The 20,693-nt window shown below is 61.6% G+C and carries 20 protein-coding genes; 4 read left to right on the top strand and 16 right to left on the bottom strand.

The features are described from left to right. Positions 1-264: 264 nt before the first annotated feature. A complete protein-coding gene (locus PO860_RS03970) occupies positions 265-687 on the bottom strand; it encodes an organic hydroperoxide resistance protein (protein WP_003580247.1) in 423 nt (140 codons plus the stop codon). A 126-nt stretch (positions 688-813) separates the two neighbouring features. Here PO860_RS03970 and PO860_RS03965 point away from each other — a divergent pair, with 126 nt between their 5' ends. After that, positions 814-1,299 carry a MarR family winged helix-turn-helix transcriptional regulator gene (locus PO860_RS03965; protein ID WP_183606131.1) on the top strand — a complete coding sequence of 162 codons (486 nt, stop codon included), beginning with the start codon at positions 814-816 and terminating at the stop codon, positions 1,297-1,299. Between the two features lie 37 nt (positions 1,300-1,336). On the opposite strand, the gene PO860_RS03960 is transcribed toward PO860_RS03965, so the two are convergent. From PO860_RS03960 to PO860_RS03905, 12 genes are all read right to left on the bottom strand, one after another. Next, positions 1,337-1,570: a hypothetical protein gene (locus tag PO860_RS03960; protein WP_183606130.1), complete on the bottom strand. Its 234-nt coding sequence runs from the start codon at positions 1,568-1,570 to the stop codon at positions 1,337-1,339. 132 nt (positions 1,571-1,702) lie between these two features. Then, entirely contained in the window at positions 1,703-1,939 is a 237-nt protein-coding gene (gene rpsU / locus PO860_RS03955) for a 30S ribosomal protein S21 (protein WP_003569533.1), read from the bottom strand. A 58-nt stretch (positions 1,940-1,997) separates the two neighbouring features. Further along, positions 1,998-2,282 (bottom strand): cold-shock protein, encoded by a 285-nt coding sequence (locus PO860_RS03950; protein WP_183606129.1) that lies wholly within the window; start codon positions 2,280-2,282, stop codon positions 1,998-2,000. Positions 2,283-2,425: 143 nt separating this feature from the next. Beyond that, on the bottom strand, positions 2,426-2,635 hold the full coding sequence (locus tag PO860_RS03945; RefSeq protein WP_003546468.1) for a cold-shock protein: 210 nt from the start codon (positions 2,633-2,635) through the stop codon (positions 2,426-2,428). Between the two features lie 278 nt (positions 2,636-2,913). After that, positions 2,914-3,648, bottom strand: coding sequence for a L,D-transpeptidase family protein (locus tag PO860_RS03940; RefSeq protein WP_183606128.1), 735 nt, complete (start codon positions 3,646-3,648; stop codon positions 2,914-2,916). Between the two features lie 176 nt (positions 3,649-3,824). Continuing rightward, a complete protein-coding gene (locus PO860_RS03935; RefSeq protein WP_183606127.1) occupies positions 3,825-4,631 on the bottom strand; it encodes a L,D-transpeptidase in 807 nt (268 codons plus the stop codon). A gap of 132 nt (positions 4,632-4,763) precedes the next feature. Continuing rightward, on the bottom strand, positions 4,764-4,904 hold the full coding sequence (locus tag PO860_RS03930; protein WP_246718201.1) for a hypothetical protein: 141 nt from the start codon (positions 4,902-4,904) through the stop codon (positions 4,764-4,766). Between the two features lie 119 nt (positions 4,905-5,023). Continuing rightward, positions 5,024-5,947, bottom strand: a complete 924-nt coding sequence (locus PO860_RS03925; protein ID WP_097621510.1) for an alpha/beta hydrolase family protein — start codon at positions 5,945-5,947, stop codon at positions 5,024-5,026. A 168-nt stretch (positions 5,948-6,115) separates the two neighbouring features. Further along, positions 6,116-7,741, bottom strand: a complete 1,626-nt coding sequence (locus PO860_RS03920; RefSeq protein ID WP_183606126.1) for a cisplatin damage response ATP-dependent DNA ligase — start codon at positions 7,739-7,741, stop codon at positions 6,116-6,118. A 207-nt stretch (positions 7,742-7,948) separates the two neighbouring features. Then, positions 7,949-8,959, bottom strand: a complete 1,011-nt coding sequence (locus PO860_RS03915; protein ID WP_273883292.1) for a ligase-associated DNA damage response exonuclease — start codon at positions 8,957-8,959, stop codon at positions 7,949-7,951. A 46-nt stretch (positions 8,960-9,005) separates the two neighbouring features. Then, positions 9,006-9,812 carry an alpha/beta fold hydrolase gene (locus PO860_RS03910; RefSeq protein WP_183606124.1) on the bottom strand — a complete coding sequence of 269 codons (807 nt, stop codon included), beginning with the start codon at positions 9,810-9,812 and terminating at the stop codon, positions 9,006-9,008. A gap of 30 nt (positions 9,813-9,842) precedes the next feature. Beyond that, on the bottom strand, positions 9,843-10,493 hold the full coding sequence (locus tag PO860_RS03905) for a glutathione S-transferase family protein (RefSeq protein ID WP_183606123.1): 651 nt from the start codon (positions 10,491-10,493) through the stop codon (positions 9,843-9,845). 189 nt (positions 10,494-10,682) lie between these two features. Between PO860_RS03905 and PO860_RS03900 the strand changes: the two genes are divergently transcribed. After that, entirely contained in the window at positions 10,683-11,654 is a 972-nt protein-coding gene (locus PO860_RS03900) for a glycerophosphodiester phosphodiesterase family protein (RefSeq protein ID WP_275038184.1), read from the top strand. A gap of 40 nt (positions 11,655-11,694) precedes the next feature. On the opposite strand, the gene PO860_RS03895 is transcribed toward PO860_RS03900, so the two are convergent. Both PO860_RS03895 and PO860_RS03890 read right to left on the bottom strand, forming a co-directional pair. Continuing rightward, complete coding sequence (locus PO860_RS03895) at positions 11,695-13,563, bottom strand: diguanylate cyclase (RefSeq protein ID WP_275038183.1); 1,869 nt, start codon at positions 13,561-13,563, stop codon at positions 11,695-11,697. Positions 13,564-13,682: 119 nt separating this feature from the next. Beyond that, positions 13,683-15,476 (bottom strand): methyl-accepting chemotaxis protein, encoded by a 1,794-nt coding sequence (locus tag PO860_RS03890; protein ID WP_183606120.1) that lies wholly within the window; start codon positions 15,474-15,476, stop codon positions 13,683-13,685. A gap of 473 nt (positions 15,477-15,949) precedes the next feature. Here PO860_RS03890 and PO860_RS03885 point away from each other — a divergent pair, with 473 nt between their 5' ends. Next, on the top strand, positions 15,950-16,672 hold the full coding sequence (locus PO860_RS03885) for a helix-turn-helix transcriptional regulator (protein WP_183606119.1): 723 nt from the start codon (positions 15,950-15,952) through the stop codon (positions 16,670-16,672). A gap of 33 nt (positions 16,673-16,705) precedes the next feature. Here PO860_RS03885 and PO860_RS03880 read toward each other — a convergent pair whose 3' ends face one another. Then, on the bottom strand, positions 16,706-19,003 hold the full coding sequence (locus PO860_RS03880; RefSeq protein ID WP_275038182.1) for a sensor domain-containing protein: 2,298 nt from the start codon (positions 19,001-19,003) through the stop codon (positions 16,706-16,708). A 239-nt stretch (positions 19,004-19,242) separates the two neighbouring features. Here PO860_RS03880 and PO860_RS03875 point away from each other — a divergent pair, with 239 nt between their 5' ends. Beyond that, complete coding sequence (locus PO860_RS03875) at positions 19,243-20,610, top strand: TIGR03808 family TAT-translocated repetitive protein (RefSeq protein ID WP_275038181.1); 1,368 nt, start codon at positions 19,243-19,245, stop codon at positions 20,608-20,610. Positions 20,611-20,693: the final 83 nt, after the last annotated feature.

Here is a 20,693-nt window from a genome sequence, read left to right as displayed (position 1 = left end):
TCGAGAAAGCTGTCGCCGTTCCGGCCATGTATCGCAGCGTGTGCGTGGATGGCCGGGAGAGCCACGGCTGTCCGGTTGGCGCCGATGGCGGCCCCTAACCCTCTCCCCGTTTTACGGGAGAGGGGACGCGCCAAGCGAGAGGTCAGCGGGGAACGGAGAGGTCGCGGCATGGTCCCTTCGCCCCGTTTACGGGGAGAAGGTGGCGGCAGCCGGATGAGGGGCTGGTCGGCAAGCCCCTCCCTCACACTTGCTGAAACGCTTGGATCAGGCAACCGTGACCGGAACTTCGGTCGAGGTGCGCATGGCGTGGCTGTAGGGGCAGACGATGTGGGCTGCGGCAGCGAGTTTTTCGGCGGTTTCGCGGTCGAGACCTGGGATATTGACCGTCAGCGCCACTTCGATGCCGAAGCCGGTTCCATCTTCACGCGGGCCGATGCCGACCTTGGCGGAGACCGTTGTGTCTTCGGGAATCTTGACCTTCTGCTGGCCCGCGACAAATTTCAGGGCACCAAGGAAGCAGGCGGAGTAGCCGGCAGCAAAGAGCTGTTCGGGATTGGTGCCGGTGGCGCCGTCGCCGCCGAGCTCCTTGGGAACGGTCAGCGTCACGTCCAGAACGCCGTTTTCGGAAACGGCGCGGCCTGCGCGGCCGCCGGTGGCAGAGGCTTTGGTCGTATAGAGAATAGGCATGACGATCTCCTTTTGATTGGCCCTTCGATGGGGTTGGATTTTTAATATCGCACAATTAAATTGTACGCAAGTGAATTTTGCAAATTGCATTTCGACGTCGAAAAGAAGACAATCGCAGGCTCAGGGATGATGGATATGAAAGCGCAAACGGTAAAGACCATGGAGATACCGCAGGAGGAAAAGCGACTGGAAAAGCAGTTGTGCTTCGCGGTCTATGCGACGGCGCATGCCTTCACCCGCGCCTACAAGCCGATCCTCGACAGGGTCGGCCTGACCTATCCGCAATATCTGGTGATGCTGGTGCTGTGGGAACGCGGCGAACTGCCGGTGAAAACAATCGGCGAGCAGCTGGATCTTGATTCCGGCACGCTGTCGCCGCTGTTGAAACGGCTGGAGCAGAGCGGGCTGATCAAGCGCATCCGCGACCTGCGCGACGAACGGCAGGTGATCGTGTCACTGACCCCTGGAGGTGAGGCGATGAAGGGCGAGATCGATACGATCATGACGGCGATCGGCCAGGCCGCCGGCTGCACGCTTAAGGAAATGGCCGAGATGCGCGACATGCTGCATCGGCTGCGGGGCAATCTCGGGCGGGCCGGCACGGGCGGCTGAATGCATCACCAGCCAGCCTAAATAGCGGCGCCGAGGATCAGGGCCGCCTCGCAGCCGGCTTGGCCGGCGACCGGCGCTTCTTGGCAGGCGCTGCCTTGGGTTCGCCTTCGGCCTCCTGCTGCAGACGCAGGGCCTTCAGCTTCTCCGTCTTCTTGTCACGGGCCGATGCCTCGGCGGCGATGATGGCGCGCGCCGTGTGATCGGTCGCTTCCGCCTTGTCGCGAGACGAAAGCTTGGCGGGATTGAAGAATTCTCCCTTGGTGGCGGTCATGTGCCCCTTTCTCGGGTGATGGCGCGCTGGAGCCGTGGCTCCGCGGCTGGAACCGTGGTCCCACGGGTATAGCCGTGATTCCCACGGCGGGCCGTGAGTCCACGGGTGTAGCCGTGATTCCCACGGCTAGGGTTAGCGGGCGCGGAGAACCTTCTTCGGCGCCGGCAGCAGACCTTCGCGCTGCAGCTTCTTGCGGGCGAGCTTGCGCTGGCGGCGAATGGCCTCGGCCTTTTCGCGGGCGCGCTTCTCGGACGGCTTCTCAAAGGCGCTGCGCGCCTTCATTTCCCGGAACAGGCCTTCCCGCTGCATCTTCTTCTTGAGCACGCGGAGCGCCTGATCGACATTGTTATCCCTGACGAGAACCTGCAAAACGATATCCTTCCTGTCGGCGGCGAAGCCGCGCTGTCAATGATGAAAAACGGCGGGACTACTTGCCCGTCCGGATGCTCGAAAACTTCAGCCAGGGTTCGGCGCTGTCGGCCTTGGCTGCCGCCTCGGGAGAAATCCTCGATGGCGTTTCCCCGGTATCGATGTCGGCCTCAGTGATGCGGCGTTCGAAATTCTCCGCGTCGAACTGGACGCGATACTGCACATGCCCGTGGTCGTTGGGCAAGATGCTGGAGATCCGGCACCGCTTGTCGGCTTTCGCCGTGCGGGTGAGGCCGGATTTCAGCACGATCATGTCGCCGACTTTATAGTTTGGTCTGCCCATTTCAGCGTCCCTTCAACTCTTCGGCTGCTCAACTGTCAATCTGAACGACCCGCGCTCAAAGCAAAAAGGCCGGGCTGGCACCCGACCTCTTCCAGTCACTCAGCCATTTCACTGCCGGTACGGCAGCACGGGCGAATGACAAATCATGCGGCCTGAAGGTTGTCGGCCGAATTCTTGCCCGACTTCTTGTCGCGGACGAGATCGTAACGGATCTTCTGACCTTCAACGAGTTCGCGCATGCCGGCGCGTTCGACCGCTGAAATATGGACAAAAACGTCCGTAGAACCATCATCGGGCTGAATAAAACCAAAACCCTTGGTGCCATTGAACCACTTGACGACGCCTGAATTCATAACGATCTCCTTTTCAACCGTTTGTGCTTCGCTTGCGGAAAAATGTCCGACAAGCCGTATCGATGTTGAGAGGATATCTGACGGAGCGCTTCAGCGCGTGGACAAAGGTCGCAAGCAATTCGATACGCACCATGTAGGTTATTTATCGAATTAAGCAATGGTATTCCAACAAATAAATCTCCTGCCGGGGCAAAATGAAAACTCTTACCCCTGGGGCAAGCACCTGCTTCCCCTGAGGAAAGGGTCCGCGGCGGCCGGATCAGGGCCGCCCGGTGAGATCACTGCAAGACGACGATCGGGGCCTTTGTCGGAACGCGGTCGTAGAGATCGATGATGTCCTGGTTCATGAGCCTGACGCAGCCCGACGAGACGGCCTTGCCGATCGAGCGCCAGTCGGGATTGCCGTGCAGGCGGTAGAGCGTATCCTCGCCATTCGAGAAGATATAGAGCGCACGGGCACCCAGCGGGTTTTTCAGGCCCGGCTCCATGCCGCCGTTGTCGATCGAATATTTGACCAATTCCGGCTGGCGGGCGACCATCTCGTTCGGCGGCTTCCAGCGCGGCCATTTCTGACGCCACTGGATGACGCCCGAGCCCTGCCAAGCGAAGCCCTCGCGGCCGATGCCGACGCCGTAGCGCATCGCCATGCCGTCGGCCTGGACGAGATAGAGGAAGCGCGACGGCGTATCGACGACGATGGTGCCGGGCGGCTGGCCGGTGGGATCGACGACACGCTGGCGATAATAGCGCGGATCGATCTGCTCGTAAGGAACGGCGGGAATGAGGAAGCCGCCATCCTCAACCGGGCCATACATGACGGCAAGCTCAGGCCCGCTCGGCACGCTCGACGCAGCCGGGGACTGGAACAGGCGCATGGGCGAACGGTAGATGATCGTCGTATCGCCCGATGTTACCGTATTGGCTGAGGAGGCGCAGCCGGTGAGCGCGGAGGCTGCGGTCAACGCCGAAAAGGAAAGGAAGCTGCGGCGGGAAAGATGTCTATCGAAGCTCATGACGCGGGACTGATTTCCTCTGATGCGGGAAGCCGGACGAGACGCCGCATAAACCAGCGATTCGTCCGATGCCGATAACAACAAGAGAAGATCTATCGGCTTGCGCCAAATAAACCATAGCTTCACGCAGACGTGTCCGGCCTGAAGCGGACGATATGAGCAGCGCTGTTGCAGCGCTACATCACAACGATCTCGGCCTTGGCGGGAACGCGGTCGTAGAGATCGACGACGTCCTGGTTCAGCATGCGCACGCAGCCAGACGAGGTGGCCTTGCCGATCGACTGCCAGTCGGGCGTGCCGTGGATGCGGTAAAGCGTGTCCTGCCCGTCCTTGAAGATATACATGGCGCGGGCGCCGAGCGGGTTCATCAGCCCCGGATTCATGCCGCCATTCTCCGCTCCGAAGGGGCGAACCTCAGGCTGGCGCGAGACCATTTCGACCGATGGCGTCCAGCGCGGCCATTTCTGCTTCCATTGAATGGTGCCGCGCCCTGACCAGGCGTAACCGTCGCGGCCGAGCCCGACGCCGTAGCGCATCGCCTTGCCGTTGCCCTCGACGAAATAGAGAAAACGCGCCTTGGTATCGACGACCACGGTGCCGGGCCGCTCGGTCGTCTGGTAATCGACCTCCTGGCGCAGGAACTGCGGCTGCACGCGGCTGATCGGGATCGCCGGCAGGGTGAAATCCGCGTCGCGCAGCTCGCCATACATCGCCATGTGCACGGGATTGGTGACCGGCAGGCCGTAGGTCTGGTGGAACTGTGTCTTGTAGAGCTCACGCGTCTGGGGCACCGGCTGATCTGGGATCGGCCGCACCCGGCGCGGATCGACGCCGGGCGGCTGATAGAAGACCGGCGAGGTTTCCTGAACGAAGCGGGCCGGCGAATCGGCGGCGACATCGGGAATGAGGATGTTGCAGCCGCTGAGCGACGCAACTGCGATCACCAGCCCGGCAATCGGGAAGACCCGGCGCAGAAAATTCATGGAACCACCCTTATCAACGATCGGCGAGACAGCGATATCTGCCGGGACGATGGCATATGCGGCTGGCGCGAGGCTGGCGTTGGGGTGGGAAGGCCGGGAGCTAAGACGACCAGAGCCGGCGCGAACGGAAAATCAGGAAACGAGCAGGACGCCATTGCCATAGGTGGCAGCCAGATCGCGGATCAGCTGCACCTCTCGCTCGGTCAGCGCCGGTATCGACGAAACGCCATTGCGTTCATACAGCGCGAAAGCCTCGCAGGCAGGCCGGATCACGATTCCAGACGAGCGATTTCAGCTCGGGGAAGTCGTTCGGCACGATCATTGTCTCTGCGTCCGTCGTCATGCCGGGAATATAGGCCCAATGGGCCTGTATTTGAAGCGGCCGCGAAAAATCAGGCCGCCACCCCGTGGAAGAAGCGGATGCTCTGTTCGATCTCGGCCGGCAGCGCGGAGGTGTGATTGCCGGCGACGGTGTCGGTCTCGATATGGATGCCGGCGGCGCGGGCGCGGCGGGCGAGCAGATCGGCGCGGTCGTTGAAATGGGCCTCTTCGGTGCCGTGGACAACACGGACCGGGCATTTGAAGCTCTGGGCATAACACAGCGCCGACCGCACCTCGAATTCATGCGCATTGCTGTCGTCGAAGCGGATATCCTGGGGATAGCGGCTGAAGAAGCGGAAGGCATTGGGATTGCCCGAAATCGGCGCGGCGGCGCGGAATTTATGGGTGCTCATCGCCGTCAGCATGGTGAGCGTGCCGCCGATGCTATGGCCGGCGATGAACAGGCGCTGGGAATCGACGCCCGGCAGGTGCGCCAGGCGCTCGGTGGCGGCAAGCACATCGTCGACTTCGTCATAGAAGCCGGAGAAATTGCCCATCTGGCCGTTTTCGCCGCGCAGCGACGGCATCATCACGACGTAGCCGGCATCCATATAGGGCTTCATCAACTGCCAGTGGCCGATGCCCATGGCGTTGCCGCCGTGCAGGAAGAGCACGGCGGGCTTGGGCGCGCGCTCGCGCTTGTATTTGGAAACCCAGGCCGCAAGTTCGAGCTCGCCGCCGTAACCGGAACGGTAAAAGATTTTCTCGGCATCGGCAGGCGCTGCCAGCGGCTCGTATTTGTCGGGCGCCGGGCCCTTCTGCAACAGCTTCGTGCGGAAATGGTGGCGGACCTGGGCGTAGTCATGCTTGGCAAGCCGCGGTTCATCCGGGACATCGAAAGCGGCGGCCATTTGCGGCAGGACGAGTGCACCGGCGATACCGGCAAGCACTGCACGGCGCTGAAGGAAAAAGGAATTTAGTTCACGCGAGCTCATAAGGCAGCACCCAATCATTTCCCCGGCCTGGAACAGCAGAGCAAAATCTGCACCGGAAGATCGTTGCCGCCAATACACATCATGTTGAAAATTGGCCCTGCGTCATTGTTGCGCAGGGGGTCCAGCACAGAGGGTACAGCGTCGCGTTTTCCGGCCGGTCGGTCGAGATCACGGCGGCTTGGCGTCGATCATGGCGATCAGCGTGCGCAGCCGGTCGGCCTCGTAAGTCGGCTTGTCGGGGCGAAGGCGGGCGATGCGGGGGAAGCGCATGGCGACACCCGATTTATGCCGGGTCGAGCGGTTAATGCCTTCGAAGGCCACTTCGACGACGAAGCCGAAGTCCTTGTCGGCGCGCACCGCCCGCACCGGACCGAAACGCTCGGTCGTGTTGTTGCGCACGAATTTGTCGAGCACTTCGAGTTCGGCATCGGTGAAGCCGAAATAGGCCTTTCCCACCGGCACCAGTTGCTCGCCGTCCTCGTCATCGGCCCAGACACCGAAGGTGAAATCGGAATAATAGCTGGAGCGCTTGCCGTGGCCGCGCTGGGCATACATCAGCACCGCATCGACATTATACGGATTGCGCTTCCACTTGAACCAGGGGCCCTTCATCCGGCCGGCCTGATAGATGCTGTCGCGGCGCTTGATCATCACGCCCTCGATGACCGGATCGGGCGGGGCCGCGCGCAGCGCGTCGAGCTCGTCCCAGGCCGAAAAAGGCACGAGCGGAGAGAGGTCGAAACGGTCGTGCGGAGCGCGGTCGATGATCTCGGCGAGGCGCGCGCGGCGATCGATATAGGCGCGGCCGCGAACATCCTCCTCACCGTCGAAGAGCAGGTCATAGCTGCGGATGAAGGCGGGGTAGTCGGCCAGCATCTTTGCCGTCACCGTCTTGCGGTTCAGGCGCTGCTGCAGGTCGGAGAAGGTGCGCGTCGGGCTGTTGGAGCGGGCGGTGCCGCCAACCAGCAGCTCGCCATCGACGACGCCGGAAAAACTGATCGCCTCGAGGATGTCGGGAAAGGCGCCTGAAATATCGTCGCCGGAGCGGGAATAGATCTTGCGCCTGTCGCCGGAGCGCGAGAGCTGGACGCGGATGCCGTCCCATTTCCATTCGGCGGCGTAGTCGGCCGGGTCGAGACCCGTGAGATCCCCCTCCTCCACCGCATTGGCGAGCATGACGGAATGGAAGATTGCCGGTGTGGCGAGGACCGGTTTCTCGCCGCCCCCAGCCAGCCATGCAAACAGCGCCTCGTAGGGCGGCTGCAGTCCGTGCCAGAGGGTTTCGATCTCGGTGACGTCCTTGCCGCCGAGATCGGCCAGCGCCTGCTTGGCGAGGCGAGCGGAAACGCCGATGCGCATGGCGCCGGTCGCCAGCTTGATGAAGGCGAAGCGGCCGGAGGCATCCAGCCGGTCGAGCAGATCGCGGACGAAGCCGCGCACTTCGGTGCGGCCGAGCGCATTCATGCCGGTGACGACCTCGCCGAGACGCGGCTGGGATAGGGCCGAACGGTCGATATCCCGCTCATTGTCCCAGACGAGCGAAATGGTTTCGGCGAGATCGCCGACATAATCGTAGGAATAGCGAAACAGCACCTCGTCCATGCGCTCCAGCACCAGCTCGCGCAGCATGGCCGGCTTGACGTTGCGCACCTCCAGCGTGCCGGCGATGGCGGCAAGGCCGTAGCCGCGGTCGGGGTCCGGCGTGTCGCGGAAATAATCGGTCAGCAGCTTCAGCTTGCCGTTGCGGCTGGGGGTGAGGACCAGGCGGTCGAGGAGATCGGCGAAGGCTTTCATGGAAGCCTCCCAATTCGGGAAAAAGACCCCTCCCCAACCCCTCCCCACAAGGGGGAGGGACTAAGCTGTGGCACCAGCTCGCAAACCAACAAGGCGGCTGCATATGCTGCGCTCAAGAATGAATGCGGCGAGGGCCACACGTTAAGCCCCTCCCCCTTGTGGCGAGGGGTTGGGGAGGGGTTTTGGCGCAGGATGCTGCTCATCTCCTCAATCGCCCTCATCCTCATAACCCACCAGATGCAACGGCTTTGCCTTGATGCCCTGCAATTGGCACCAGCGCACCAGGGCCTCCTCGCGGCCATGGGTCACCCAGACTTCGGCGGGGTGCAGTTCCCGGATGGTTTCCGTCAATTCCGGCCAGTCGCAATGATCCGAGATGACCAGCGGCAATTCGACGCCGAGCTGTTTGGCGCGCTGTCGCACCATCATCCAGCCGGAGGCGAAGGCCGGCAGCGGTTCGTTGAAGCGGCGGGCCCAGCGATCGGCAAAGGCCGAGGACGGGCCGATGACGACGGCGCCTGTGAAGGCGGATTTGTCGCGGCTTTCGATCGTCGCCGGCAGCAAGTCGCCGAGATCGATGCCCTGCCCGACATAATAGTCGCAGAGCCTTTCCATGGCGCCGTGGATATAGATCGGCTCGGCATAACCGGCGTCACGCAGCAGCCGGATGACGCGCTGGGCCTTGCCCAGCGCATAGGCGCCGACGAGATGGGTGCGCTCGGGAAATTGCCGGAGCGAAGCCAGCAGTTTGCCGATCTCATCCATCGGATCGGGATGATGGAAGACCGGCAGGCCGAAGGTCGCCTCGGTGATAAAGACGTCGCAGGGCACCGGCACATAGGCGGCGCAGGTCGGGTCGGGGCGGCGCTTGTAATCGCCGGAGACGACGATGCGGGTGCCGTTCCTCTCGATGGCGATCTGGGCCGAGCCGAGTACATGGCCAGCCGGATGAAAGCTCACCTTGACGCCGTTGATCAGCAGTTCCTCGCCGAAGGCAGCAGCCTGCTCGCTGGCACAGAAGCCGCCGCCATAACGCAGGCGCATGATGTCGAGCGTCTGGCGGGTGGCAAGCACGTTCACATGGCCCGGCCGAGCGTGATCGGAATGACCATGGGTGACGAGCGCCTGCTCGACGGGCCGTACCGGATCGACATAAAAGCCGCCTTCCGGGCAATAGAGCCCTTCGGGGGTGGGATAGAGCAGCGCATCAGGTCTCATGAGGCTAGAGATAGCGGGAAATGGACGCGAGGCCAGAGGGATCGTTTCATGAACCGATCCCATCCAGGAAGGCCGCCACCGCCGCGTTGAACGCCGTCGGCCGCTGCAGCGGCGCGAAATGGCTCACACCTTTGAGATAGATCATCCGTGCGTCGGGAATGCTGCGGGCAAGATATTCGGCATGGTCGGGTTTGATGAATTCGTCGTGCTCGCCGAGGACGATGGCCACCGGCACCCGGATCAGGCCCAGGTCGGCGGCCTGGTAGTTCGGCTCCGTCCGCATCATCAGGCTGACCGCCTCGACGAATAGATTGAAATCGTCAGGCGTGGTGGACAATGCGGCATAGTCCTTGGCGTGCCGGCTGAAGCATCGGTCGATGACCGGGGTCGGGACGAATTCCAGCGTGCCGCTCGGATCCATGTTGCAGGCGAAAAAGAAGACCCCCTCGACACGTGAGGGCGCCGTCATGGCAAGAATCAGGGCGATACAGGCGCCGTCGCTCCAGCCGACGATGGCCGCCTTGTCGAGATGCAGTGCGTCCATGACGGCGAGCACGTCGGAGGCCATCAGCTCATACGTATAGGGACGGGCATCGCGGGTGCTTCTTCCATGGCCGCGGCTGTCAATCAGTACGACGCGGCGGCCGCGGCGCAACAGAGCCGGGGCCTGATAGCCCCAGTTGCCGCTGTGACCAAGGCCGCCATGCAGCAGAATGACAGGGGGACCTGCGCCGCAGGATGCATACCAGATGCGGGCACCGTCGCGCGCGACATGCCCTTCGACTGCTGCCGCCGGCAAAGTTGCTGCGCCCTGCGCTTCGAAACGGATGAGCTCGTCGTCGTGTGGTTCCATGGCGATAACACTCGATTGTTGCGGCAGTGATCAGCCGGCCGATGCGGCGGTGAAAACCGCCAGCTGCGCGGCGAAGGCACGTTGGTAAGCCGGCCGCGCTTCGCCGCGGGCGACATAGGCGGCAAGGTTGAGATGGTCGGCCAATAGATCCGATCCCTTCAGCCTGAGCAGAACCGTTACCATCAGAAGGTCGCCGGCGCTGAAGGCGCCGTCAAGCCAGTCGGCATCGCCAAGCCGACGGGAAAGATCGTCCAGCCGTTTCCGGATGCTGACTTCGAGGGCATGCAGGCGCTGCTCGTACCAGGGCTCGTTGCGCTCCAGGATTGTGGCGAGGGCGCGGTCGAAGACCGGCGGCTCTATCGTGTTGAGCGCGGCAAACATCCAGGCGATCGCCCGCGCCCGGGCATTCGCCTCCTCCGGCAGCAGGCCGGCATGGCGCTCGGCGATATGGAAGACGATCGCCCCGGACTCGAAGAGCGCGAGATCGCCTTCCTCATAGGTGGGAATCTGCCCGAAAGGCTGAAGGGTCAGATGCGCGGGTTCTCTCATCGTCTTGAACGAGACAAGGCGGACCTCGTAAGGCTCACCCGCTTCCTCGAGCGCCCAGCGAACCCGCATGTCGCGCGCCAGCCCCTTGCCGCGATCGGGTGACCGTTCAAAGGCGGTAATGGTAATCGTCATTGGTGTTCTCCATGGCCTGTCCGTCTTGAAGACGACCGGCTAAACGAGATTCCGACATCCTATGCTCTTGCGCGGCAAATCGTTTCGCCTTTTCCCAGCCCTGCTCCAGAAAAGCCGGAAAACAGCCCAACAACAACCAGAATCGCTTTCCAGCTGTCATATCCCTCGATGCAATCAGGAGGGGCAGAATTGGGCAGGAAGCTTTTCTATTGCGCGGCGGCCGTAGCACTCGCTGCGGCCGGCATCTACCTCAACAATACCAGCCTTCTAGCGGAGCATCGGCCGGGAAAGCCGGTGCTGCTCGCCCATCGCGGCATCGCCCAGCGGTTCGACGAAACCGATCTGAAGAACGACACCTGCACGGCCGCCCGCATGCTGCCGCCGAAACATGATTATCTCGAAAACACCGTCCGCTCGATGCAGGCCGGTTTTGCCGCCGGCGCCGATATTGTCGAGATCGACGTGCATCCGACGACGGACGGCGAATTCGCCGTCTTTCACGACTGGACGCTCGACTGCCGCACCGATGGGCACGGGGTCACGCGTGCGCATGCGATGGCCGACATGAAGAAGCTCGACATCGGTTACGGCTATACCGCCGATGGCGGCAAGAGCTTTCCCTTCCGCGGCCGGGGCATCGGCATGATGCCGACGCTTGCCGAGGTGCTGTCGACCTTTCCGGATCGGCGCTTCCTGATCAACGTCAAGAGCCGTGACCCTTCCGAAGGCGAAAAGCTCGCCGCCGTGCTCAACGGGCTTCCCGCCGCACGGCGAGCTGAGATCATCGTTTACGGCGGCGACGAGCCGATCGACGTCGTCCGTCGGCTTTCGCCCGATATCAGGACCGCCTCGCGCCAGAGCCTGAAGGGCTGCCTGTTCGGTTATATCGGCTATGGCTGGACCGGCGTGCTGCCGGACGCCTGCAAGCATCGGACGATGCTGGTGCCGATCAATATCGCCCCGTGGCTCTGGGGCTGGCCGGACCGTTTTCTCAACCGGATGGCGGATGCGGGAACCGAGGTCTTCGTGCTCGGCCCCTATCGCGGCAGCGATTTTTCGACCGGCATCGACGACCCCTTGCTGCTGGCGCGACTGCCGCAAGACTATGCGGCGGGCATATGGACGAACGAGATCGAGGCGATCGGCAAGCTTGCGAAATGACGTTTGCGCAGAGACGGAATTGCGTTCGAAGTGTTCGAAGTCACGCCGCTCTTGCTTGAGCGGCGGCGGCCTCGACGCGGTCGCGGCCATGTTTCTTTGCCGCGTAAAGCGCCCGGTCCGCAGCCTCGACCAATTCTGCCGACGTCGCAAATCGATCCGACATGTGCGCCACACCGATACTGACCGTCACGATCGTCTTGCTGCTTTCACGGTGCGGGATTGCCCGCCGATGCAATGTCGAACGCAGCATTTTGGCGAGCCGCAGCGCGCCATCCCGGTCGGTGCCGGGAAGCAGAATGGCAAACTCCTCCCCGCCAAATCGCGCCGCGAGGTCTGAGGGCCGCTTGGCAATCGAGCGGAGAACCTCGCCGATCATCCTCAGGCAATTGTCTCCTTCGAGGTGACCGTAGGTATCATTGTAGGCCTTGAAGTGATCGACATCGATCAATAGCAGGCTGAGAGCGGATTCGGCCCGGCGGGCGCGCGCAAACTCTTCCGAGATCGCCTCGTCGAATACGCGTCGATTGGCAATACCGGTCAATGCGTCGGTGTCCGCCAGCCCTTTCATTTTCAGGGCGAGTTGCGTCAGCCGTTCCTCGGAATGCTTCATCGCGGTGATGTCGGAAACCACCACCAAGGCGGAGCCGTCGGCCGCCAAACGCGTGCGCTGCCTGAGCCAGCGTCCATCGAACATCGGCATTTCACTATCGTGGGTCAGGAAAAGCTGTGCTGCTTCCGTCTCTATCCAGCCCTCGCCGGCCTCCGGGCCGACGTCGATCCGCTCGCCGTTTCGCATCACGGCCCGCAGGATGTCGGTTATATCGGCGCCGGGCTGCCTGGCATCGGCGGAGCGGGGAAAGGCGGCACGATATTGATCGTTGCAGAACACCAGCCGGCCCTCGGAATTGAACATGGCAAGGCCATCGGACATTTCCGTCATTGCCTGGGAAAGCACATTCTTGCTGTCGAGGGCCTGCTGAATGAGACGCTTTTTCTCGGTGACATCGCGGGTCACGCCGGAAAGCCCGATCAGATCGCCGTGGCGGTTTCTCAACGGGATCTTCGACGTCACGAACCAGCGTTCCCGGCCGTTATCTTCGACGAGCGGTTCCTCGAAGTCCACGATGGGCTCGCCGGTCACCATGATCTCCTGTTCGCGATCGAAGAATATCTGCGCCATTTCGCTGGGATAGAGATCGAAATCGGTCAGGCCGACCATCTCCGAAGACTTGGTGCGGTCGTGGTTTCGCGCGACGTTGAGGTTGGTGACGACGAACCGGCTGTTGCGGTCTTTGACATAATGGAAATCAGGCGCCTGGGTCAGCGCGGCCTTCAAGATATCCCGCTCGAGGGTAAAGGCATGGAAATAGGTAATGACGGATGCCGCGGCCAAAGTCGCTGCGAATTTCACGCCGATGACGGCAAGGCTGACGGTCGTGATATGCGACCAGCCGCCGCGATGGAAAATGCTCAACGTCAATGTGACCGCGGCCACCATGACGGCACAGGCCAGAGCTTTTTTGACATCCGCCGAGCCTCTGCCGAACCGGAAGTGAACCGCCAGTCCGAACACGGAGACCAGCAAGATCGAGATCAATGCCGGCTCGACACCGGCGCCACCCATGGAGATCCTCTGCACCGACGTGAGAGCTGCCGTCATCAGAACCGCCAATGGACCGCCGTAGACGGCCGAGACCGCCAGCAAGGTCGAACGGAGGTCGAGAAAATAGCCGCTGTCGACCTCGACCGACAGCAGCATCGACAAGACGGCTCCAAGCCCCATCATCAAGCCGAAGCCGAGTTCTGCCTGGACCTTGGAAAGACGGTAAAGCTTGTAATGCAGGTGCATCCATACCGAAATAACGAGCGAGACCGCCGCCACATTTCCGATCAAGACTTGCCAGGGCACGATATCTTCCCTCTAATATGCGCAATAACTTAATATAAATTCGTTGACAAAATCCGACTGGATGGAACCGCTGCCGATCTCGGCTGTATCAAGTCGAGACCAGTAGCGGCCTATACAGCTCAGAACTCTTCCCACTCGCCGCCGGCCACCGCGGCATTGCCATGAAAGGCGGAGACAACCTTGGCGACCCTCGCCCGCGCCGGCGACGTCACAGGCTTGGAGGCAGCAGTTGCCGCGGTCGGGCGATGTTGACGTGACGCTATGCTGCCGCCGATGTTGAACTGACCCAGCAGCTGGAAAAGCGCGTCAGCTTCCTTCGCGAGGTTATGGGCCGCCGCCGTCGATTCCTCGACCATGGCCGCGTTCTGCTGTGTGCCCTGATCCATGATGTTCACGGCAGTGTTGATTTCCTTCAATCCCGTCGCCTGTTCCTTGGAGCTTTCGACGATTGCGAGAACATTACCGTTGACCTGCTGAACCTGGCCGACGATCTCCTCCAACGCCTTGCCGGTTTCTGCAACGAGAGCGACGCCGCTTTTCACATGCTGATTGGACGTGGTGATCAGCTCCTTGATTTCCTTTGCCGCTTTCGCCGATCTCTGAGCAAGCTCGCGGACTTCCTGAGCTACGACCGCGAAACCTTTGCCGGCGTCGCCGGCACGTGCAGCCTCGACCCCGGCGTTGAGCGCCAAGAGATTGGTCTGAAACGCGATCTCATCGATCACACCGATAATATTGCTGATTTCGGCGGACGAGGTTTCGATCCTGCCCATCGCATCGACCGCATTTCGCACCACCGCCCCGGACCGCTCGGCGTTTTCGCGTGTCCTTCGCACCAGTTGGCCCGCTTCCTGGGCGCGGTTGCTGGAATCGGCGACAGTCGTGGTGATCTCTTCAAGGGCGGCCGCGGTTTCCTCGACGGAGGCCGCCTGCTGTTCCGTTCGTTTCGACAGGTCGTCCGAGGCGGAGCGAATTTGCTGGGCGCCGGCGGCGATACCGGTTGCGTTTTCCGCCACGGTCTGCATCGCGCCGCGCAGCTTGCCGACCGCAGCATTAAAGTCGGTCCGCAGTTTTTCTAGGGTGGGCGTGAACGGAGTTGTGACCTGCTGGGTCAGATCCCCGCCGGACATGGCCTGCAACGACCCGGCAAGCTCGTTCACATTGTTGACGCGGGCCGTGACGTCGGTCGCGAATTTGACGACCTTGAAGACCTTGCCATTCATGTCGAAGATCGGGTTGTAGCAGGCTTGGATATGGACCTTCTTCCCGCCCTTGCCGATGCGAAGAAACTCATCGGCGACGAACTCGCCATCGGCCAGGCGTTGCCAGAACCGACGATAATCGTCGCTGCTGACGTAGGCACTGTCGCAAAACATCGAATGGTGGCGCCCCAGGATTTCCGGAAGCTGATAACCGAGCACGGACAGGAAATTCTCATTCGCCGACAGGATCTCGCCCTTCAGCGTAAACTCGATGACCGCTTGGGCGCGTGAGAGCGCGTTCAGCTTGCCGGCATCCTCGGCCGCCTTGAGCTTTTGCTCGGTGATATCGGTTGCGAACTTGACGACCTTGTAGGGTTTCCCACCGCGGAAGACGGGGTTGTAGGATGCCTCGATCCAGATCTCCTTGCCCCCCTTGCCGATGCGTTTGTACTGGCGCCGGTCGAATTCGCCTCCGTTCAGCCGCGCCCAGAAATCGCGATAATCGGCGGACGAAGCCTCTGCCGGATCGACGAACATTCGGTGGTGCTGGCCGACAATCTCGCGCAATTCGTAGCCGAGAGCGGCGCAGAAATTTGCGTTGGCCGTGAGGATTTTTCCCGTGAGGTCGAATTCGATGATGGCCTGTGATCTGTTCATCGCCGCGAGTATCGCCTTGGCATCGGATCCGAAGCCGAATGCTATTCCGTTCATGCTGTTTCCCATTCAGGACAAGAGAGCTGACCGCTACCATCCCAATACGCTGATCGGACGAGCAATCTGAGGATAAAATCTATGAAAATCTTTAAGCATCCATTAACCCCGCAATTGCTGAGGCCTGCTCATCCCATCGAAAAAAAATGGTACAGTTTAACAAACGAAATCAGCTTGTTATAACTTTATCAACGAACGCCTTCGTGAAGGAGACGTTCCGCGAGGCGGGTGCCAAATGCGCGAGCCCAGCAATTGCGCGCCTTTCTTCGCCAATGAAATCGGACGATATATTTACCAGTTGTTAATCTAATCTCCCGCAGGATGGCGCTCGCGGCAGGCCTTGCAATTGTGTGCCTCAAGTGCATTTTGGAGCGCCGGATATAGTTGTGGAATCTACTTCGATACTACCGGATCCGAGCTGTTCAACAGCCGCTCGTCAAGCGCTCCAGCTTGACAATTGATCGGAGAAAAACATGAAGCTCGAGGCCGAATTCAGCCGTATTGAGGAAGTCGCGGCCGGCTTCAACACGCATTACGAAGTGTTCAAATATATGAAAGGTCTCACCCAGGACCTTCAGATGAATGCTTTCCTGTTCATGACGCTGCCGACCGTCGACAGTGTCGAAATCGGCGCGACCAAAATCATCACCAATTGGCCGGCGGAAATGGTGGATTATTATGACGCCCATAACCTCTTGATCGACAGCCCGGTCATCCGACGGATGCTGAAATCGACCAGCCCGTTCAATTATGACGTCGAAGCGATCAACACCAATCGCGGCGAAGGCAAGAAGTCCACGGTCATCGAGCTGTTTTACCGGTACGGCATGGAAAAGGGCGCCTATTTTCCTGTCCACGATGCTGCGGGCGGACGCGGCGCCATGTCGATTTCAGGGCCGCGCAATTTCAGCATGATCGAAATGGCGAAGCTCCTCTTTATCGCCACACTCATCTATGACCGGCTCTCACAGCTGACATTGAACGAGAAACACAGGCCCATCGAGTTTACGCCGAGCGAGCTGGACTGCCTGCGGCTGACCGCCGGCGGCAAGAAGAGCAATGAAATTGCCAAGCTTCTCGACCTCACGGAAAATGCGGTCAACAATCACATCGGCAGCGCGATCAAAAAACTGGGATGCACGACAAGAACGCAGGCCGTCGTCAGCGCTCTGCGGCTCAACATCATTCGCGTCTAGAGATCCGGGCTGAGAAGACTGCCACAGTGAGGGTCAGAGCCCCCGCCCCCGCAGCAATGCCGGGATCTCCTCCGGGGAGACCGGCTTGGAGAAGCGGTAGCCTTGCGCCTCCTCGCAGCGCGCGCGACGCAGGAAATCCATCTGGGCGTCGGTTTCGACACCTTCGGCGAGCACCGAAAGCTTCAGCGTCTGCGCCAGCGAAATGACGGCCGAGGCGATGGCGACGGCGGTTTTGTCGCCGGGCAACGCCTCGACCAGCGACCGATCCATCTTGAGGCGGTCGAAGGGGAAGGTCTTCAGCGCCGCCAGGCTGGAATAGCCGGAGCCGAAATCGTCGATCGACAGGCGCACGCCGAGCGCCCGCAGCGATTCCATCATGGCGAGCGCCCGTTCGGCATCCTGCATCACCACGCTTTCGGTGACCTCAAGCTCCAGCCAGCGCGCCTGCAGGCGGTGGCGCTCCAGCGCCTCGGCGACGTGGGTTGCGAAATCCGGATCGGCAAACTGCTTGGCGGAGACGTTGACGGCGATGGTCAGCGGCGTCAGCCCCATATCCTGCCACTGGCGCGCTTGGCGGCAGGCCTCGTTCAGCACCCAGAGACCGAGGGGAACGATGAGGCCGGTCTCTTCGGCAAGCGGAATGAAATTGACCGGCGGCACCCTGCCCTTGGCCGGATGGTTCCAGCGCACCAGCGCCTCGATGCCGGTGATGCGGCCGGTGGCGACATCGACCTGCGGCTGGTATTGCAGGAACAGCTGGTGACCGGTGATCGCCAGATGCAGTTCCTCCTGCTCGCCGAGCGGCATTCCCACAGGCGTGCCGCCGCCATCGTAGTGCTGCAACGTGTTGCGGCCGAGCTCCTTGGCGCGGTACATGGCGCGGTCGGCATTGGCGAGAAGCTCTTCCGAAGTTGCGCCATCGAAGGGGAAGGCGGCAACGCCGATGCTCGAAGTGACGATGATCTCGCCATCGGCGCCGCGCACCGGCCGGTTGATCGCCTTTTGCAGCTCGCGAAGTCGGCGCGTGATGCCAGCATCATGGCTCGACTGGTGGACGAGCACCACGAGGAATTCGTCGCCACCGAGACGCACCACCATATCGGACGCCCTGATGCTGTTGGCCATGCGGGTGGCGATCTCCTTCAGCACCTCGTCGCCGGCAGCGTGGCCGCGGCCGTCGTTGATGTCCTTGAAATTGTCGAGATCGATATAGGCGACCGTCACCTTGCGGTTGTTGCGCCGCGCCTGGTCGAGGATATTCGCCAGCCGTTCCTTCAGGAAAGCGCGGTTCGGCAGGCCAGTGAGATCGTCATGATGGGCCATGAAATGGATGCGGTCATCGACCCGCTTGCGCTCGATGGCGATGCCGGCGATGTGGGTGGCGAGCGCCACCAGCGTCATCTCATACTCGGTTGGACGGCGGACCTCCCTGGAATAGAGCGCGAAGGTGCCGAGCACGTTGTTCTGCGCGGTGGCGATCGGCGTCGACCAGCAGGAGCGGAAACCGAACGGGGCAACCAGCGCACGGAAATCCTCCCAGAGCGGATCGCTCATGATGTCTTCGACGATCACCGCCTGGCCGCGCCACGCGGCGGTGCCGCAGGAGCCGACCTTGGGACCGATCGTGACGCCGTCGATGAGGCGGCTGTAACCGCCGGGCAGATTGGGCGCCGCGCCGTGGTACAGCCTGATGCCCTCGCCGTCGAGCAGCAGCACCGAGCCGTCGATATCGGTCAGCTGCGCCTCGATCATCAGCACCAGCGCTTCGAGAATCATCGGCAACGGCTCGTTGCGGGCGATCATTTCGAGCAGTTTCGCCTGACCGCGATGGAGGTCCTCCTGAAGCTTGCGCTCGGTGATATCGCGGGACACACCGATCAGGCCGATGACCTCGCCGCGATCGTTGCGCAGCGGTATCTTCGAGGTCAACCGGCATATCTGTTTTCTGCTGCCGGGAACGACGTATGATTCCTCCATGTCGATGCGGGCTTCGCCCGTCGCCATGATCTGCTGCTCGATATCGAAATGACGCCGCGCCGTCTCGAAATCGAACAGGTCGAAATCGCGCTTGCCGGTGATCAGCGCCGCACTCTCCACGCCAAGGCTGCTGGCGGTGACGGCATTGGCGAAGACGAAGCGGCTGTCGCGATCCTTGACGTAGAGAAAATCCGGAAGTTCATGGACGATTTCCTTGAGGCGCAGGTTTTCGATGCCTTCGGAGAGGTGATGGGCGGTCGAGGCCATCATCGCCTCCGTCGCGGCGACGATGCGCCGCGTTTCGGCCGACAGGGCATCGGCCGATTCCCATCGCCTGACACTCGGTTCGTGCATGACGCCATTCTCCCCGGCGGCCGAAAGCCGTACCCGCATAATCCCTAAAATTCCCCTCAAAGTAGTCCTCATTCCCTTCGGCTTGCTTAAATGAAAGGGTGAACAAGAGGACAATATCGGCGGCGATATCCTGCCGTCGGCGGCAGCGGTAACGGCAATTCGGCCGGCCTGCACCAAAAAAACACAAGCCCATCTGGCACATTTCCTGCTACGGGCGCGTCATGACATGTGAGCCCCGGATGCCTTCACGCCGCGACATGCTTTTCTTTCTCGCCGCCTCGGCCGTTGCAGGAGGAACCTCGCGCGCATTTGCCTCGCCGCTGACGGCTGTTGCCGAGCCCGATCTGCGCGGTGCGATCGACGCGGTGGAATACCGCGCCATTCCCGAAAGCGGCGACCGCAAGACCCGCAACCTGCAGCAGATGATCGAACAGGCGGCGCGCGAAAACGTGCCGGTCTTCCTGCCGCCCGGCACTTACAAGGTCTCCAATCTTGCCTTGCCCGACAATACCCGCATCACGGGCGTGCCCGGCGCCTCGCGGATCGTCTATACCGGCGAAGGTCACCTGTTTTCGGCCGAGAACGTGCGCCGCATCGAGCTTTCCAATCTGGTCATCGACGGCGGCAACCGCTGGCTCGGCGATTATGCCGGCGGGCTCGTCCAATTCACCGGCGTCGACGAGGTGCTGATCGACAATTGCGAGATCGGCGGCAGCCGCAAACACGGGTTGCAGCTGGAGCGCTGCGGCGGGCGGGTCGAGCGCAGCCGTATTTCCGGTGCCGCCCAATCCGGGCTTTATGCCGTCGATTCAGCCAATCTGTCGGTCACGGGAAATACGATCGCCGATTGCGGCAATGGCGGCATCCTGGTGCATCGCTGGAAAAAGGCGGAGGACGGCACGGTGGTCTCCGGCAACCGCATCTCCAACATCCGCGCCAATGACGGCGGCACCGGCCAGAACGGCAACGGCATCAATATCTTCCGCGCCGATGGCGTGATGGTGGTGAATAACCTGATTTCCGACTGCGCCTTCACGGCGATCCGCGCCAATTCGGCCTCGGACATTCAGATCAACAGCAATCAGTGCCGGCGATCCGGCGAGACGGCGATCTATGTCGAATTCGCCTTCGAGGGTGCGGTGGTTTCCGCCAATATGATCGACGGGGCGGCGAACGGCATCTCGATCGCCAATTTCGACGAAGGCGGCAGGCTGGCGAGCGTCACCGGCAATGTCGTGCGCAATCTGACGCTGAAAGGCCCCTACCAGCACGAGGTCGGTTTCGGCATCGGCATTGCGGCGGAGGCCGATACGCTGATTTCAGGCAATGTGATCGAAGGCGCACCGCGCTGGGGAATGCAGATCGGTTGGGGTCCCTATCTCAGAAACGTCGTTGTGACAGGCAATGTGGTGCGCAAGGCGCCGGTGGGATGCGCCGTCTCGGTCGCCAATGGCGCCGGCACCGCCGTCATCACCGACAACATCTTTCAGGAGACCGCCGAAGGCGCGGTTTTAGGCTTTGAGTGGGAGAAGAAGGTGTCGGGCGAGATGGCCGGCGGCGGCGCCCCCTATGCGCAACTGACCGTCGAGCGAAACCGCGCCTCCTGACGAGAGCATTTGCGTCACTGACGCCATAAAAATTCTCTATCTCTCTGTTTTCATGTCATTTCCGTGACAGAGACTGCCTTAGG

The organism is Rhizobium binxianense, assembly GCF_028994275.1.
Lineage (GTDB): Bacteria > Pseudomonadota > Alphaproteobacteria > Rhizobiales > Rhizobiaceae > Rhizobium > Rhizobium binxianense.
The sequence above is the reverse complement of the archived record's forward strand: the minus strand, read 5'-3'. Positions and strand labels throughout refer to the sequence as shown.